This window comes from Pseudomonas sp. RGM 3321, assembly GCF_022836805.1.
Classification (GTDB): domain Bacteria; phylum Pseudomonadota; class Gammaproteobacteria; order Pseudomonadales; family Pseudomonadaceae; genus Aquipseudomonas.
Map to the genome: position 1 here is coordinate 343,467 of NZ_JALHBH010000120.1, position 16,518 is coordinate 359,984.

Consider the following 16,518-nt stretch of genomic DNA (forward strand, 5'->3'; position numbering starts at 1 on the left):
CAGCAACTGCCTGATAACCCGCCCGCATAAAACCGTTAGCCTGCTTTCTTTTAGTCACAGTGCACGCCATGATGAGGCACTCCCACCGCCTGCCAGCGAAGAGCCCAATGCCTGCCGCACACTCCGGTTCCATGACGATTACCCTGCAAATCGTTTCCATCGTTTTCTACACCTTCATCGCCTTCCTGTGCATCGGTCTGCCTATTGCGGTGCTACCCGGCTATGTTCACGACCAGTTGGGTTTCAGTCCGTTGATTGCCGGCCTGACCATCGCCTCGCAATATCTGGCAACGCTGCTGAGTCGACCTTTTGCCGGCCGGGCGACCGACACGTTGGGCAGCAAGCGCTCTATCGTGTTCGGACTGTGGGGCATCGTCATCAGTGGCAGCATGACGTTACTGGCAACGCTGCTTCAGGAGTTTGCCACGCTGAGCCTGTCGATTCTGATCGTTGCGCGACTGTTTCTCGGCGTTTCCCAAGGGCTTATCGGGGTTGGCACCATCAGTTGGTGCATCGGCAAGCTCGGATCGGAACACACGGCCCGATCAATTTCGTGGAACGGCATCGCGTCCTATGGTGCGATAGCCATTGGTGCACCGCTGGGCGTGGTAGTCATAGATACCGTGGACTTCAACAGCCTGGGGGTCGCCTTGATGGTGATGGCAGGACTGGCGCTGTGGCTGATACGCAACAAGCCATCGGTGCCGGTCGTAGCCGGTGAGCGCCTGCCCTATTGGTCAGTGTTTGGCCGGATTGCACCCTACGGTCTGGGTCTGACGCTATCGTCGATCGGCTACGGCACACTGACCACCTTCATCACCCTGTTCTATCTGAATCGGGGCTGGGAAGGTGCGGCCTATTGCCTGAGCATGTTTGGTGTGTGCTTTATCCTCGCCCGCCTGCTGTTTATCGGCACCATCAATCGACTGGGCGGCTACAACGCGGCCATTGTGTGCATGGCGGTAGAAATCTGCGGGCTGTTGATGCTCTGGCTTTCCCCGAGCAGCGGCGTTGCCCTCGCAGGCGCCGGACTGACCGGCGTGGGGCTGTCGCTGGTCTACCCGGCGCTCGGCGTAGAGGCCATCAAGTGCGTGCCCACCCCTAGCCGCGGCGCAGGCCTGAGCGCCTATGCGGTGTTCTTCGATCTGGCACTGGCAATCGCAGGTCCGGTGATGGGCGCAATTGCCTTGGGCCAGGGCTATGACTGGATATTTTTCTACGCAGCCCTGCTATCGGTTTGCGCGCTGGCCCTGACAGTCTGGCTGTCGCGGCGCGCCGCTCAACTCGGGTGAATGGTCCTCAACAGTGGCTTTGCTGCATAAGCTTTTCTCCCGTAGTTCCAATAGTTAGCAGATAACGCTTAAATCCTGCCATCGGTCGGTCAACTTCTTGACGCATCCGGCAACGACTTCTTGACTTGATACTGCGAGCCTCGAAACAGGCTTGCAAAGCGATCGTCACCCACCTTGGTGTGACGCCGCTTTGCGTAGCAGTCTGGCGCTTCGATCCCTCTCGATTGCCTCCCTGCTGCCTGCCTGGACGGGAGTGCTGTCATGAAAATCCGTTGCGTTCATCTGCACCAGACCTGCAATGTGCTGCCCGTGGTAATACTGGCAATCATCCCGTCCTGGGCCGAGGGCGCCTGTACCCTTTCCTCCCTGGCATCGGCTGGCGTTCAGGTCTGCGACAGCGGCAGCAGCGGGCCGTTTAGCGCGCTCAGCGGCGACCACGTGCTGATATTTCCGGTCGGCGGAACGGGCACGGTGTACGGCAATATCCTGTTCGGTCCGGGAAGGGACAGCGTGGATATGCAGTCGGGGCGCATTCTGGGCAACGTTACTCAAGGGGCCGGTATCGACCGCTTCACGCTCTCCACGGGCGAGGTCAGCGGCGATCTGAACCAGGGCGATGATCCCGACGATTTTGTCATGGGCGGCGGCACGCTGGGCTCTCTGGCCCAAGGTGACGGGCGCGATACCTTTCTCATGACGGGCGGCACCATCACCCGCGCGTTCGAGGATGGCGACGTCGCGGTGATGACTGGTGGGAGCATCGGTCGCGTGGACATGAAGCTGGACAACAATGTATTCGAAATGTCTGGTGGCACTATCATCAACAACCTGGTCACCGGCTTTGGCCGGGACACGATCACCTTGTCGGGCGGCATTGTTGGCGGCAACGTCAGCGTCAGTGGCGGCGACGACCAGATCACCCTCAGTGGCGGCGAGATCCGCGGCGAAGTTCGCACCAGTGTTGGCAATGACACTTTCAACTGGCTGAACGGCGGTTATGCACGCAGCAACGTATTGATGGCCGACGGCAACGATACGGCACGCCTGTACAACCTGAGCGAATACTACCTGAGTGCCAACCCGCTGCTCGACGGCGGCCCTGGCAACGACACGTTGACCTTCGACGACACCGTATCATCACAGCCGGGTCGCTATGCCAACTGGGAAACGGTCAATGTGAGCAATGGCTCGCAGCTGAATCTGGCCGGCACGCTGGTGCTCGGCGACAGCCTGACTGACACCGGCGTTCTGGACATAGACTCCAGCAGCACGCTGATCTCGACCTCGGGCAGTGTTGCCCCCTTCAGCGCCGGATCCCTTGCCTCACTGCAGAATGCCGGAACGCTGGATGTAAGCGATGCAGGCCGCTCGCTCACTGGCACATTGACGGTGACCGGCAATTACACCGGCCAGAACGGAAGACTGCTGTTGCTCTCGGCACTGGGCGATGATGCATCCGCCAGCGACCGACTGGTGGTAGCACAAGGGCGTATCAGTGGGTCTACGCGCATGCTCGTCAGCAACTCGGGTGGGCTGGGCGCCCTGACCCGTGGGAATGGCATCGAAGTGGTAAAAGCCATCAACGGTGCAACCAGCGAAAGCAGCGCCTTTTCGTTGCAAAGTCCGCTGTCTGCAGGCGCTTATCAGTATTACCTGTTCAAGGGCGGCGCCACTGCCGGCTCTGAGAACAGCTGGTTTCTGCGCTCTGCGGTGATTGCCCCGCCTGCCCCTGCCCCTGTCGAGCCCACCCCAGAACCTGCACAGCCAACGCCGCTGCCCGCCCCTGAGCCTGAACCAGAACCAGAACCTGTTCCCGAGCCGACACCGACACCACAGCCTGTGCCTGTGCCTGCTCCAGAACCTGCACCAACACCGCAACCTGTACCTGCCCCACCTCCAAACCCTGAGCCTGAGCCGAACAGCCCGCCCCCTGTCACACCAGCAGCCACACTGCCGGTGCCTGCCATTGGAACCCCGCCGCTGCCGGAACCCGTTCGCGGAGCTGCACCCATCGCGCTGTACCGGCCCGAGGTCGCCAACTACTCCGTGGTGGCTCCCACCGCTGCGGCCTTGGCGCTGAGTTCGCTGGGCACCTTTCATGAGCGTCAGGGTGATCAGGCCTTGCTGGCGCAAAACGGCGCGACGCCAGCGGGTTGGGCACGCGTGTTCGGCAGTGATTTCAAGCAACACTGGTCCGGAGACGTGAGCCCAGGCCTGGACGCTTCATTCAAGGGTTATCAGATTGGCCATGACCTGTATGCCTGGCAACAGGACAGCGGGAAGACTCAGCGCGTCGGCTTTTTCGTCGCGCATAACCGTCTGGACGGCCAGGTGAAGGGTTTTGCCGAAGGTTTCAGCGACTACAAAACAGGGCGTCTGAAACTGGAGGGAGGAAGCCTGGGTGCCTACTGGACGCTGACGACGCCCGGTGGCGGGTACATTGACACAGTAGCGATGGGCACTCGTCTGGACGGCCGCAGCCGCTCCGTCAGGGGCACAGGTGTCGACATTGAAGGCCATGTGATGAGCCTGTCTGCAGAGGCAGGGTATCCGCTGCCACTCTCACAACGCTGGGTTGCAGAGCCTCAGCTACAGATCATCTACCAACGCATAGACCTTCAGGACCAGCATGACGGCATTGCCCATCTCGGATTCGACAGTCAGGCTTACACCACAGGGCGCATCGGCATACGTTTCAAGGGGCGCTATCAATTCAGTAGCGTACCGATAGAGCCTTATCTGCGAGCCAACCTCTGGCACACCAAAGACGGCCATGACACGCTGACATTCGATCATGCAGAGCAGATAAAAACCGGGCATCGATCAACGACGGGCGGTATCGGCGCCGGGATAATAGCGACATTGAGCAGCAATGCCAGTCTGCACTGGAGCGCTGATTACCTTGGTGATCTGGGCGGACAAGGAGCGGAGGGAGTAAATACCAGCCTGGGTTTCAGGCTGGTTTGGTAATGCGACCGTCAGCGCGGGGATGCGTCCTGGTCAGTCTTTCTTCGGTTTGAGGATAAGCACAGCAAGCGGCGGCAAGTTCAGTTTCAGTGAAGCCTTCATCCCATGTGCCGGCTCGTCTTCGGCGTTCACTTCCCCACCATTGCCCATGTTAGAACCTGCGTAGGTTTCCGCGTCGCTGTTCAGCAACTCAGTCCATGCACCTGACACTGGCGCGCCGACACGATAATCCAGACGCGGCACTGGAGTCATGTTGGCCACCACCAGTAGCGGCTCGCCATCATTGCTCCAGCGCAGATAGGCAAACACGCTGTTGGCCTGGTCGTCGCCGATCAGCCACTGAAATCCGGCTGGGTCAGCGTCGCGCTGGTGCAGCGCCTTTTCCTGGCGATAGATTCGGTTCAGGTCACTGACCAGCTTCTTCACGCCAATATGTTCAGCGTATTTCATCAAGTACCAGTCCAGTTCACGGTCGTGATTCCACTCACGCCACTGACCGAATTCACAGCCCATAAACAGCAGTTTCTTGCCCGGGTGCGTCCACATGAACGACAGGTAAGCGCGCAGGTTGGCGAACTTCTGCCAGTGGTCACCCGGCATCTTGTCGATCAGCGAATGCTTGCCGTGTACCACTTCGTCATGGGAAATAGGCAGTACGAAGCGCTCTGACCACGCGTACACCAGGCTGAAGCTCAGCTTGCCGTGGTGGTGTCCGCGATTGATCGGGTCCTCCTCCATGTACTGCAGCGAATCATGCATCCAGCCCATGTTCCACTTGTAGTTGAAGCCTAGCCCACCCTGCTGGGTCGGCTCGCTGACACCCGGCCACGCTGTGGATTCTTCGGCAATGACCATCGTGCCCGGTGCTTCCAGGGCAACCACATCGTTGAGGTGGCGCAGGAAGTCGATGGCTTCGAGGTTCTCTCGGCCGCCAAAGCGATTTGGAACCCATTCGCCCGCATTACGCGAATAGTCGCGGTAAAGCATCGACGCCACCGCATCCACGCGCAGACCGTCGATGTGGTAATGCTTGAGCCAGTGCAACGCCGAAGCCAGCATGAAGCCGTGAACTTCGGTACGCCCCAGGTTGTAGATCAGCGTGTCCCAGTCCTGATGGAAGCCTTCCTTGGGGTCGGCGTACTCATACAACGCGGTGCCGTCGAACTGTGCCAGGCCGTGGGTATCGGTCGGAAAGTGCGCAGGCACCCAGTCAAGAATCACACCGATTTCAGCCCGATGACAGGCGTCGACGAACGCAGCGAAATCTTCTGGCGAACCGTAACGGGCAGTTGGCGCGAACTGGGCCAGTAACTGATAGCCCCATGACCCCCCGAACGGGTGCTCCATGATCGGCATCAGCTCGATGTGGGTAAAGCCCAGTTCCTTGACATAGGGAATCAGTCGGTCAGCCAGCTCGCGCCAGTTGTACTGTCGCCATTGACCGTCTTCGTGCTGCTCCATCTGCCACGAACCTGCGTGCAGTTCGTAGATCGACAGCGGTGCGGCAACGTCGTGACGACCAGTCCGTGATTGCAGCCATTCCTGGTCGTTCCACTCGAATTGCAGCGGCGCAGAGACTTTTGACGCGGTATCGGGCGGCAGCGTGGTAGCCAGTGCCATCGGGTCGCTTTTCAGCGGCAGAATCCCGTGGGCACCGAGGATCTCGTATTTGTAGACTTCACCGGGCTGCAGACGCGGGACGAAAATCTCCCATACGCCGGTTGGGTGACGCAAGCGCATCGGGTGACGACGACCATCCCAGCTGTTGAAGCTACCGACCACCGACACACGGCGGGCATTAGGCGCCCAGACCGCAAAGCGAACCCCGTCCACGCCATCGACGCTGGTGACTTGTGCGCCCAGACAGCTGCTCAGGTCACGATGATTACCCTCGGCAAAAAGGTAAAGGTCCATCTCGCCCAGCAGCGGACCGAAGCTATAGGGGTCCTCGGTAATCTGCTCGCCGCCAGCCCATTGAATTTTCAGCAGGTAAGGCTGTGGTTGCTCGAGATGACCGACGAAAAACCCCGGCACCTCACTCATTTCCATCTCGCCCAGCTCGCGGCCATCATCTTTGGCCAGCAGACGCACGCTCAACGCAGCGGGTAGATAGGCACGAACGTATTGCCCGCTGCCGCCGTCACCGTGCAGACCAAGGATCGAAAATGGATCACGGTGTTCAGCGCGGATCAGCGCGTCGAGGTCCACAGCAGCGGGAATCGCGCGGCGGCCTGTGCCGGTTTTGTCAGGCGCATTCATATTGGCTCTCCATCAGACGGTTGCAGCAACCCACGCAAGCCTTGCAAAGGAACGGCCAACCAGGCTGGACGATTCTCGGCTTCGTAGATCACTTCATAAGCAGCTTTTTCAAGGGTGAACAATTCCAGTGCGGCGTCCTCCCCTTTTGCATCTTTCCAGGCATGGGCCATTCCGGTTGTTGCCGAACGATAGCCTTCGATAAAGGCTTCCCGCGCCTGCGCCAGGTAGGTCTCGGCGACACGTTTGCGAGCGCCGGCAGCCTCAGGCGAGGTATCGACACTTTGCGCGCTGCGTACTGCCATGGCGGCAGCGTAGTCAAACGAACGCAAAACACCGCTGACATCCTTGAACGGGCTGTGCTTGGCACGGCGTTCTTCAAGTGCGCGGGCCGGTTCACCCTCGAAATCGATCAGATAGGCATCGCCCTTGACCACCAGCACTTGGCCGAGGTGCAAGTCACCATGCACGCGAATGCGCAGGCCACCTGCCGAACGCTTGGCCAGACCTTCGACGCGCTGACGAATCTGCTTGCGCCGGGCGAGCAAATCGCTGACCAGTTGCTGATCGTCCTGCTCCAGATCGCCCTTGCGCTGCTCAAGCAGCTGCAAGGCGCGCTCAAGCTGAGCATTGACGCTGCTTCCGGAGGCCTTGCTGTCCTGACTGCTGGTGACTTCAACAGCAAAGTCTGCGTTGTCGGTAGGCGACGCCAGAATCTGGTGCATCTCACCGAGACGCTGACCAAGACTGCGCGAAAAGTCCGCCAGCTCCAGTAAAGCGTTGTAATGCTGTTCCTGACCAGAAACACCATGCGCCAACTCATCGCGTACTGCGCGTTCCAGATTGTTCTGCGTCCACTCCCAAGCGTCACCTTGATTGCTCAGGTAGCCTTGGGCAATCATCAGCAGATTCGGTTTTCCGTCGTTGCCGACACGCACCAGAGAACCCAGCAACGGCGAGATATTCTTGAAGCCGGCATTGGTCAGGAAAGCACCCATTTCCAGCTCCGGGTGCGTCCCGGCACTGACTTTACGAATCAGTTTGAGCACCAGGCTGCCACCAACAACCACCGAGCTGTTCGACTGCTCGGCAGACAGGTAGCGCACTTCCGACTCTGCGGTGAGGCCGAGCGGTGCCAGCTGCGAACTTTGCTCGAAACGCAACTCGCCGTCAGCGCAGGGGATAACCGTATCCGACTGCATGCCCTGAATCACTGCACGAATGAAGGTTTCCAGAGTAAATGCATCGGTGATCAGCCCGACATCACGATTACGCCGCACTCTGGCAAGTGCCAGTTGCTGTGGCAACGCGCTGCTGATGTCGTCTTCGGCGAGCAAGCCGAATGGCAGCTGATAGCGATCGGTCTGGCCATCTGCAGTCACTTCTATTTCGCTGAGCAACACAGGGTGCGCCTCATCGCCGAAACGCACCGCATACGCGATATTGACCTGCTCTATGTCCTTACCCTTGCCTGCGAACCAGCGGCGTTTTGGCAAATAAACAGCCAGTGACGTTTTTTCCATGGTGCTGCGCAGCGGCTCTTCGAGCAACTCCTCAAGGCGCTTCTTGAGCACCAGGGTCGGGAAGTCCGGCATGCTCTGCGCGGGTTCAACGTGCCAACTGGGCATTTGATTCTCCGAAGCCAGTAAAAACCAGTAAAAACCATACGGCGGGAGCGTCAGCAAATAGCTTAACTGCCCGATAGGCGGAAATGCGCTGCCACCGAGCATTTCCACCGGCACTGTGCCTGCGTAAGCCGACAGCTCAAGCTCCGCAGCTTGGGCGGCGCTGGAAACGTTGGCAACACACAACACCACTTCACTGTGACCATCGGGTGCCGCGTACTCGCGGGTGTACGCAAGAATGCGGCGATTCGACGGCGAGAGCATTTTCAGCGTGCCACGCCCGAATGCCTTCTGCTGTTTGCGCACCGCCAGCATGCGTCGATTCCAGTTCAGCAGCGAGTGCGGGTCACGCTCCTGAATTTCAACGTTGACCGACTGAAAGCCGTACATCGGGTCCATGATCGGTGGCAACACCAGGCTGGCCGGGTCGGCACGCGAAAAACCGCCGTTGCGATCGATCGACCACTGCATCGGCGTACGCACACCGTCCCGGTCGCCCAGGTAGATGTTATCGCCCATGCCGATCTCGTCGCCGTAATACAGCGTCGGTGTGCCGGGCATCGACAACAGCATGCTATTCAGCAACTCGACCCGGCGACGGTCGCGATCCACCAAGGGTGCCAGGCGCCGACGGATACCCAGGTTGATTCGTGCACGGCGGTCTGCCGCGTAGTAATTCCACAGGTAATCACGCTCACGATCGGTGACCATTTCCAGGGTCAGTTCATCATGGTTGCGCAGGAAAATCGCCCATTGGCAGTTTTCCGGGATCTCCGGCGTCTGCCGCAAAATATCGGTGATCGGAAAACGATCTTCCTGAGCCAGCGCCATGTACATGCGTGGCATCAACGGAAAGTGAAAGGCCATATGGCATTCATCGCCGTCCGGGCCCTTGCTTTCACCAAAATACAGCTGGGTATCTTCCGGCCATTGGTTGGCCTCGGCCAGCAGCATGCGGTCCGGATAGTTCGCGTCGATCTCGGCACGGATGCGCTTGAGCACCTGATGGGTTTCCGGCAGGTTCTCGTTGTTGGTGCCGTCCCGCTCGATGAGATACGGAATGGCATCCAGACGCAAACCGTCGATGCCCAGATCCAGCCAGAAGCGCATGACTTCCAGAACCGCATCCAGCACGTGCGGATTGTCGAAATTCAGATCCGGCTGGTGGGAGTAGAAACGGTGCCAGAAGTATTGCCCGGCGACCGGGTCCCAGGTCCAGTTGGACGTCTCGGTATCGAGAAAGATGATCCGCGTGCCGTCGTACTTCTGATCGGTGTCCGACCACACATAGAAGTCCCGCGCCTTGGAACCGGGCTTGGCATTGCGGGCTTTCTGGAACCAGGGATGCTGGTCGGAAGTATGATTGATGACCAGTTCGCTGATCACTCGCAGGCCGCGCTTGTGTGCCTGGGCGATGAAACGCTTGGCATCGGCCATGGTGCCGTAGTCGCTGTGCACATCCCGGTATTCGGAAATGTCGTAGCCATCGTCCCGGCGCGGCGACGGATAAAACGGCAACAACCAGATGGTGTTGACGCCCAGCGCGGCAATGTAGTCGAGCTTTTCGATCAAGCCCGCGAAATCGCCGATTCCGTCGTTATTGGAATCAAAGAACGATTTCACGTGAACCTGATAAATCACCGCATCCTTGTACCAGAGCGGGTCTTTGATAAATGTCGCGTCACCGGGCTTTTTGGCCATTATTGACTCCTCGGGAGTGTTATTGCGCAGCCTGGATACGCCAGATTCCAAACGGTTGGGATGGATCGAGACGCGTGTGCTGATACTTGCCGTACCAGGTCCAGCGGTGCCCGGTCATCAGGTCTTCACCCGACGTAGCGGCGTCATCCGGCAGGCCCATTTCCCACAGCGGCAACTCGAAATCCGCTTCCTGTGCGTTGTACGGGTCGAGGTTGACGGCAACCAGAATGAAGTTGCTGCCGTCCGCCGAGCGCTTGCCGAAGTACAGAATGTTGTCGTTCCACGCGTTATACAGCTTCAGACCCAAGTGGGTTTGCAACGCAGGGTTCTGCCGGCGAATGCGGTTGAGCTGCGCGATCTCGGCAATGATGTTGCCCGGCGCTGCGTAATCGCGAACCCGAATCTGGTATTTCTCCGAGTCCAGATACTCTTCCTTGCCGGGAATAGGCGCCGCTTCGCACAGCTCGAACCCGGAATACATACCCCACAGCCCGGAACCCATGGTGGCCAGCGCCGCCCGGATCAGAAACCCGGGACGACCAGACTCATGCAGGAAGCGCGGGTTGATGTCGGGCGTGTTGACGAAGAAATTCGGACGATAACAGTCGCGCCAAGGCACTTCGTTGAGCTGGGTGAAATACTCGGACAGCTCCGCCTTGGTGTTGCGCCAGGTGAAATAGGTGTAACTCTGGCTGTAACCGACCTTGCCCAGGCGCGCCATCATTGCCGGCTTGGTAAAGGCTTCGGCCAGAAACATCACCTCGGGGTGCTGACTGCGCACTTCGCCGATCATCCACTGCCAGAACGGCAGCGGTTTGGTGTGCGGGTTGTCGACGCGGAAGATTTTCACGCCCTCTTTGACCCAGCCCAGAACGATGTCGCGCAACTCCATCCACAGGCCGGGGATGGCGTCTGGTGCATAGAAATCGACGTTGACGATGTCCTGATACTTCTTCGGCGGGTTTTCCGCATAACGGATCGTGCCGTCCGGACGCCACGAGAACCAGCCCGGATGCTGCTTGAGCCACGGGTGATCCTGGGAACACTGGATGGCGAAATCCAGCGCAATTTCCAGGCCATACTCGGCCGCGGCTTTTACCAGATGACGGAAATCTTCACGACTACCCAGCTGCGGGTGAATGGCTTCATGACCGCCATCCTCGCTGCCGATCGCATACGGGCTGCCCGGATCATCAGGGCCAGCGGTCAGGGAATTGTTAGGCCCCTTGCGGTGGGCACGGCCGATAGGATGAATCGGCGGGAAATACAGCACGTCGAAGCCCATGTCGCGAATGATCGGCAGACGCGAATGAACGTCGTTGAACGTGCCGTGGCGCGCCGGGTCGTCGGTCATCGAACGGGGAAACAGCTCGTACCAGCTGGCAAACTGCGCCAGCTCACGCTCGACATCCAGCGGGAACTCGACGCTGCGGCTCAGGAAGGCCTGATTGTCGACCAGTTTCATCAGGCTGGCGGTTTCACTGTGTAACAGCAGCGCGACTTTCTCGTCTTTATCACCCTCTTCAAGCTGGCCCAGCAGGCCTTCGATTTGCTGGCGCTGCTCGTTCTGGCTGCGCTCGGCGGCGTGCACCAGATGAATGCGGCCCTCTTCCAGTTCCAGATCGACAGGAACGCCGGCGCCGAACTTCTTCTCCAGTTCATAACGATAGCTGCCGAACTGATCGATCCAGGCTTCAAGGCGGAACACATGGCGGCTGACCGAGGTCGGGGTGAATTCACCGACCCAGCTGTCGTTGCCAAGCTCGCGCATTGGCGCGCTGTGCCAGTGTTCTTCATCGGCAGCACGCCAGCGGATATTGACCGCCATCTTGTCGTGCCCATCGGCATAGACCTTGCTGGTCACGGTAACCGGTTGCCCGATGATCGCCTTGGCCGCGAACAAGCCACCGTCGATTACCGGCAACGTGTCTTCAATCACGATGCGGGGTAATTGCAGCGCCTGGGTCAGTGACAGCGGAAGGGTTGCTTGCGGGACATCGGTGGCCAGGGAATCCGGACCGTATGGCTGTTCATTCATCGAGCATCACTCCTCACGCCCCAGGGACGCTCCTGTGCATTCCATGCAATGGAAAAATTGACGGTATGGCAGCGTACGATCGCACTGTGCTGGCGACTCGTCTATTTCCGCTGCCTAGGTTCCGAGCGGTCAACGAGGGTAAAGTTCAAAGGTTTTGAGGATTGCTGCTGCGTGGCAAACGGGGTGGGAAGCACTGCCGAACAGGTAACTACTGTAGGAAAGCGAATCAATGTTCTCAGGTGAATCTGCATACGAAGACCAAAAAATCACTGCGACCAGGTAGTGCCATCCTACCCAGTTCAAAGCACTCTGCTGTAAAACAATATGTACCTGAATATCAAATGCAAGACGTGTTCCGAAACAACGCGTCTGCGTTCCGAGAACCTGCTTTAGAAAAAGCCATTGCGCGACGTCGACGTTCATACAGAATCTACGACAAGCTGGCGAGAAGCTTTTCAGCCGTGCATACACTGGCCTGCAGTAAACGTTATATGCGGCAGTCCTTTTCGTAAAAATCCTAGAAAGCGGATACATCCAATAAAGGGAGCCTTATAAAAAACCGAACACGGCGACCGTTCGTCGGGAATTTTTGATTTTTTTTAGTCGACTTTCAGAAAAATCGCGGAATCGCCGCAAAAAGAAGATCAATCTCATAATGTAGAAAAATAGAGTCATCCGTTAGTTTACCGAGCCTATTTTTCGGGCTTCGGAAAAATCCTACAGCGATAAAATTAGCTGATATGCAATATGTCTTGTGAGAATTATCCCAAACAGCCGTGGGCTGTATCTCGCAAAAAATAAACAATCAAAACTGGCACGATCAGAAACATTGACGAAACAGGATTCAAAAACAAAACTCTTATTGCCGCAATTTGACGGCATCTATTAGGAATAAAAAATGTAGTGGTGGCTGCGGAAGGGGGGGGGTGGTTGCAGTGGCGGCTGCGGAGGTGGGAATACCATTTCTGAAAAACCATCGACTTTAAACCAGGAAGACAAAGGTGATATCGACTGTAATCGATATCACCTTAAAACATGGTGTCGAACTCATGATAATTAGAATCCACAATTACGAACTTCTTAACTTTGAAAACACAAGAATTATATTGTCAGAAAGAGGCATATCAAATATTAAATCTTCTAAGCTTTGGACTGCACTGCAAGAAATCAAAGAGCTAAGCGACATAGCTATAACCGAAGACCAGTTAGATAAAATCATCCAAAATCAGCATTTACCAAAAGAAGAAACCAAAACATTTCTAGAGGGAATATTAAAAATCAACAACAGAGTGCAACCCGATTACTTTGAACAAGCCCTTATTATTGTTGATAAAAGTACAAATTCGGCATACACGCTATTATCGAGCGAGCTAGCAATCAGCCACAAGCTCATCTTTATAACAGACTTCGATGAACACAGAATAAAGGATAAAAAATACTTTATTCATTTTCATTGCGAAGAATACAATTATGAACTGCTTCAAGAGAAATATTTTAAGGCTGCTATCGCTGCGCCGCAATCTGCATTAAGCGTGAGCTATTTTACAAAAAAAACATTCGTCGTAAGCCAGGCATACATCCCTGAAATTGGCTCGCCATGTCATTTTTGTGGAATTGACAGAATAATAAATTATGAACAAAACTCTTCAAGCAACAACAACTGGTCTAAATTACTAAATTTTTGCAAAACACGAAAAGTTCCAATCCCCAAGGTAAAGACAACCCTGCTTCAGGAAAGCTTGGCTATAGGTTTGCTAGCTCAGAAAATAAATTTTTATACCAAATCTAATGATCAGCGCAGGCATCAGGATTCGGTTTTTTCATCATCGATCATGAAGCTGCATAATGGTTCTGTTACTGAAGAGCAAATACCGCATTGGCCGATACGCCAATGCTTGAGGAGCAATACTTGAAATCAATTCCGCACGACTATTATATAAAGTTCCTGGACAGCGATGTCTACGACAAAATATCTACGTTTCACAACCTGACAAATTTTACTATGCATGATGCGATCCAGGACATTACTTATCTTCATAATATAACTGAGAAAACATTGCAAGACCTGACTGGTAATGAACTTCACCTTTACCCAGATATGCATGCATATACTTCAAACCAAAAAATGAAACCGCTACCGAATGATCATCCATTAGCGCGAAAGGAATCTTGTGATTTCTTTATCAAAGGAGGTGTTTCATTCACGGAAATAAAAGAAATCTTATCACCCCTAATAAAATTAGAAAAACATGACTACAAAAGAGGTTACCCTAGTGGAGGTGGGCTATATCCCGTTGAAGTATTTATCTGCGATCTATCTGGTGAAACTCACGGCTGGCCCGCCGAAGGAAAGGTACTGCATTTACTTTCTAAAACCAGGACATTTTAGGTAGTTAAGAATATAAAAAGCATCGATTTACTAAAGAAAGCACTACTGCCAAACAATGTCAGAATTGGAGAGCCCAATGTCGCAATTGTTTATGCTGCATATAGGCCAAAAACAGTATTCAAATATCGATACCGTGGTTATCGCCTCGCAAACCTAGAGGTAGGATCTCTATATATGCTAATTGATCTTTTGTGTTCAAATCTAAAAATTCAAAGCCGAGTGTGGTCAGGCTACTGCGATGACATGCTTTGTAAAAGCTTAGGACTTAATCCGACTTTATTCTTCCCGCTGTGCACACATCTAATTGGTTCAAAATATGAATAATCTAGACTTTGATAGCTTTGCCAGCCTGCCCGGGGCATGCCATTTCCAGCCAAATTGTGTTTCAGGTTTCCCCTTCAACGTAGAAGTCACAGACTCTTGGGCAAAAGTGGGCTCAGGAATAGGCAACGAAGATAATGCACTGCAGACTGCACTAGGTGAGTATTTCGAGCGTAGGCATTTCTATATGGAAATATTGTCTGATGAAGAAAATACTTTAGATCAAACACTATCATCAGACGAAATACAGAAGTTTGCCCGCGCCTTCGTCCAAACGTCCCTGTGCGATATTGAAGAAGGTTTAGTTTCGAAACATTCATTTCGAACTTCTACTGCTCATCGAATTTCCGACTTTTACTCAATGCCAAATCCCAACAATCTTAATTTCTCTCAGCTATCATAATCTCGAAAAAGACACACAATTTTACCCCTCTCGCGATACATGCGGATGCAGTTTTCACAGAAACTATGAAACCTCAATATATGGTGCCATTAAGGAAACCATGGAAAGACAATTTCTCATTCGTTTCTGGCTAACAAAAAAATGTTTAGCAATACTAGCCCCTCAAAAATTCGAAGGCGAATTTAAAAACACATCAATTTACTCACTTTATAATGCACTCAAAAAATCCGGACACATTGAAGCTTTAGATATTTCTGATCCAAATTTCCCGGGACACTGCGTACTTATAGTGTATGGGAATGATAAAGAAAACTGCAATGTAAGCTATTGCGCTGGCATGTCATATGCTGAAACTATAGAGCAAGCCTTTGAGAAGTCAGTTCTTGAACTGTGGCAGACGTTTCGATTTATGAATCTTTTCTACAGCCTAAATACTTGCATATCCACAATAAAAGACAGATACCTTTTGCACTTTCTAAAACCCAATAACTTCCAAACCTTTAACGAAATAACTGATGTCATTATAACGCACAAGAAATCCAAACGACCGCGAGACGCTCTAAACCTACAAGCACTTATAAGATCTTTTGTCAGCTTAAACATGCAGGGGTACTTATATACAAAGCCAGTATGGATTGCTGGTGCAAACTATGTTTATTGTAAATTTTTTTCACCCTCATTGTTTTTGCATATGGATTCCTCGTCATCGATAAACCTTGATAACGATTATTCACGTCAATTCACCAAAGATATCTACTCAACCCGTAAGTCAATGATGGTGCCATTCCCATGAGAATAACTCCCAGGATGTTTTTATCACAGATCTTCGTGCTTAGCCGCCTCTTTATCAAAGAGCAGCTAAATGAGCCTGTGGCTTTTTTTTGGATAATGATATCGCCATGTGCAGTATTCTACATGATGATTTTCTCGAAAAACGATTCGACTGTTTTTGAAGCAGAATATCTTCACTCAGCAGCTTGGTTCTTTGCATACGTGGCCTCAAGCGTTGCATTATTCGGCTTCTGTTTTTATATTATTGGCAGGCGAGAAAGCGGCTTTGTACGCTCCTTCATATACACACCGTATTCACGCAGAAGATTTCTCATCTCGCATTTTTTCTCATATTCCCTTATATCACTACTGTATTGCAGCTTATTTTATTTAAGTAGCCGCCCATTATTTGGCGCATACAACATAGCCGAGTACTTAAGTATACTAATAAGATTTTACTTATGCTTTGTACTTTTTTGTATTCCAGGGCTGATGCTTACTCTCGCGGCATTAAACTTTCAAAATGCCAATACGATTATATCGATTTTTTCATTTTCAATGATAGCGATTGGTATTATAGGTTCGGTAAGACAAGAACAATGGGTGAATTTGATAAACATCTGGAACCCTGTGAACATTGCTAAAAATATAATGCTTGGCGATATGAGACTCGAACTGATCTGGGCTATATTATTTGGTTTTTTAGTGACGCTTATTGCTTGCTACCACCTATTTAGAATAAATCCTGTATGGGG

The 16,518-nt window shown here is 53.8% G+C and carries 10 protein-coding genes; 6 read left to right on the forward strand and 4 right to left on the reverse strand.

The window, feature by feature from the left end; translation table 11 throughout:
• Positions 1 to 107: 107 nt before the first annotated feature.
• Complete coding sequence (locus RGM3321_RS25145; protein ID WP_244395294.1) at positions 108 to 1,292, forward strand: MFS transporter; 1,185 nt, start codon at positions 108 to 110, stop codon at positions 1,290 to 1,292.
• 261 nt (positions 1,293 to 1,553) lie between these two features.
• The gene (locus tag RGM3321_RS25150; RefSeq protein WP_244395295.1) at positions 1,554 to 4,262 is read left to right on the forward strand and encodes an autotransporter outer membrane beta-barrel domain-containing protein; all 2,709 of its coding nucleotides are present in this window, start codon (positions 1,554 to 1,556) and stop codon (positions 4,260 to 4,262) included.
• Between the two features lie 30 nt (positions 4,263 to 4,292).
• On the opposite strand, the gene glgB is transcribed toward RGM3321_RS25150, so the two are convergent.
• From glgB to RGM3321_RS25170, 4 genes are all read right to left on the reverse strand, one after another.
• Entirely contained in the window at positions 4,293 to 6,518 is a 2,226-nt protein-coding gene (glgB, locus tag RGM3321_RS25155) for a 1,4-alpha-glucan branching protein GlgB (RefSeq protein ID WP_244395296.1), read from the reverse strand.
• On the reverse strand, positions 6,515 to 9,841 hold the full coding sequence (gene treS / locus RGM3321_RS25160; protein WP_244395297.1) for a maltose alpha-D-glucosyltransferase: 3,327 nt from the start codon (positions 9,839 to 9,841) through the stop codon (positions 6,515 to 6,517). Before treS ends, glgB begins: the two co-directional genes overlap by 4 nt.
• Positions 9,842 to 9,860: 19 nt before the next feature.
• The gene (locus tag RGM3321_RS25165; RefSeq protein WP_244395298.1) at positions 9,861 to 11,879 is read right to left on the reverse strand and encodes an alpha-1,4-glucan--maltose-1-phosphate maltosyltransferase; all 2,019 of its coding nucleotides are present in this window, start codon (positions 11,877 to 11,879) and stop codon (positions 9,861 to 9,863) included.
• A 129-nt stretch (positions 11,880 to 12,008) separates the two neighbouring features.
• Positions 12,009 to 12,302 carry a hypothetical protein gene (locus tag RGM3321_RS25170; RefSeq protein WP_244395299.1) on the reverse strand — a complete coding sequence of 98 codons (294 nt, stop codon included), beginning with the start codon at positions 12,300 to 12,302 and terminating at the stop codon, positions 12,009 to 12,011.
• A gap of 626 nt (positions 12,303 to 12,928) precedes the next feature.
• On the opposite strand from RGM3321_RS25170, the gene RGM3321_RS25175 reads away from it, so the two are divergent.
• From RGM3321_RS25175 to RGM3321_RS25190, 4 genes are all read left to right on the forward strand, one after another.
• The gene (locus tag RGM3321_RS25175; protein ID WP_244395300.1) at positions 12,929 to 13,792 is read left to right on the forward strand and encodes an McbB family protein; all 864 of its coding nucleotides are present in this window, start codon (positions 12,929 to 12,931) and stop codon (positions 13,790 to 13,792) included.
• On the forward strand, positions 13,789 to 14,268 hold the full coding sequence (locus RGM3321_RS25180) for a hypothetical protein (protein ID WP_244395301.1): 480 nt from the start codon (positions 13,789 to 13,791) through the stop codon (positions 14,266 to 14,268). Before RGM3321_RS25175 ends, RGM3321_RS25180 begins: the two co-directional genes overlap by 4 nt.
• A gap of 316 nt (positions 14,269 to 14,584) precedes the next feature.
• The gene (locus RGM3321_RS25185) at positions 14,585 to 14,992 is read left to right on the forward strand and encodes a hypothetical protein (RefSeq protein WP_244395302.1); all 408 of its coding nucleotides are present in this window, start codon (positions 14,585 to 14,587) and stop codon (positions 14,990 to 14,992) included.
• Positions 14,973 to 15,785 carry a YcaO-like family protein gene (locus RGM3321_RS25190; protein ID WP_244395363.1) on the forward strand — a complete coding sequence of 271 codons (813 nt, stop codon included), beginning with the start codon at positions 14,973 to 14,975 and terminating at the stop codon, positions 15,783 to 15,785. Before RGM3321_RS25185 ends, RGM3321_RS25190 begins: the two co-directional genes overlap by 20 nt.
• Positions 15,786 to 16,518 lie beyond the last annotated feature (733 nt).

Bases quoted from the DNA above. Each gene is read 5' to 3' on its own strand.
- RGM3321_RS25145 (WP_244395294.1), top strand. From the start codon at position 108: ATGCCTGCCGCACACTCCGGTTCCATGACGATTACCCTGCAAATCGTT.
- RGM3321_RS25150 (WP_244395295.1), top strand. From the start codon at position 1,554: ATGAAAATCCGTTGCGTTCATCTGCACCAGACCTGCAATGTGCTGCCC.
- glgB (WP_244395296.1), bottom strand. From the start codon at position 6,518: ATGAATGCGCCTGACAAAACCGGCACAGGCCGCCGCGCGATTCCCGCT.
- treS (WP_244395297.1), bottom strand. From the start codon at position 9,841: ATGGCCAAAAAGCCCGGTGACGCGACATTTATCAAAGACCCGCTCTGG.
- RGM3321_RS25165 (WP_244395298.1), bottom strand. From the start codon at position 11,879: ATGAATGAACAGCCATACGGTCCGGATTCCCTGGCCACCGATGTCCCG.
- RGM3321_RS25170 (WP_244395299.1), bottom strand. From the start codon at position 12,302: ATGAACGTCGACGTCGCGCAATGGCTTTTTCTAAAGCAGGTTCTCGGA.
- RGM3321_RS25175 (WP_244395300.1), top strand. From the start codon at position 12,929: ATGATAATTAGAATCCACAATTACGAACTTCTTAACTTTGAAAACACA.
- RGM3321_RS25185 (WP_244395302.1), top strand. From the start codon at position 14,585: ATGAATAATCTAGACTTTGATAGCTTTGCCAGCCTGCCCGGGGCATGC.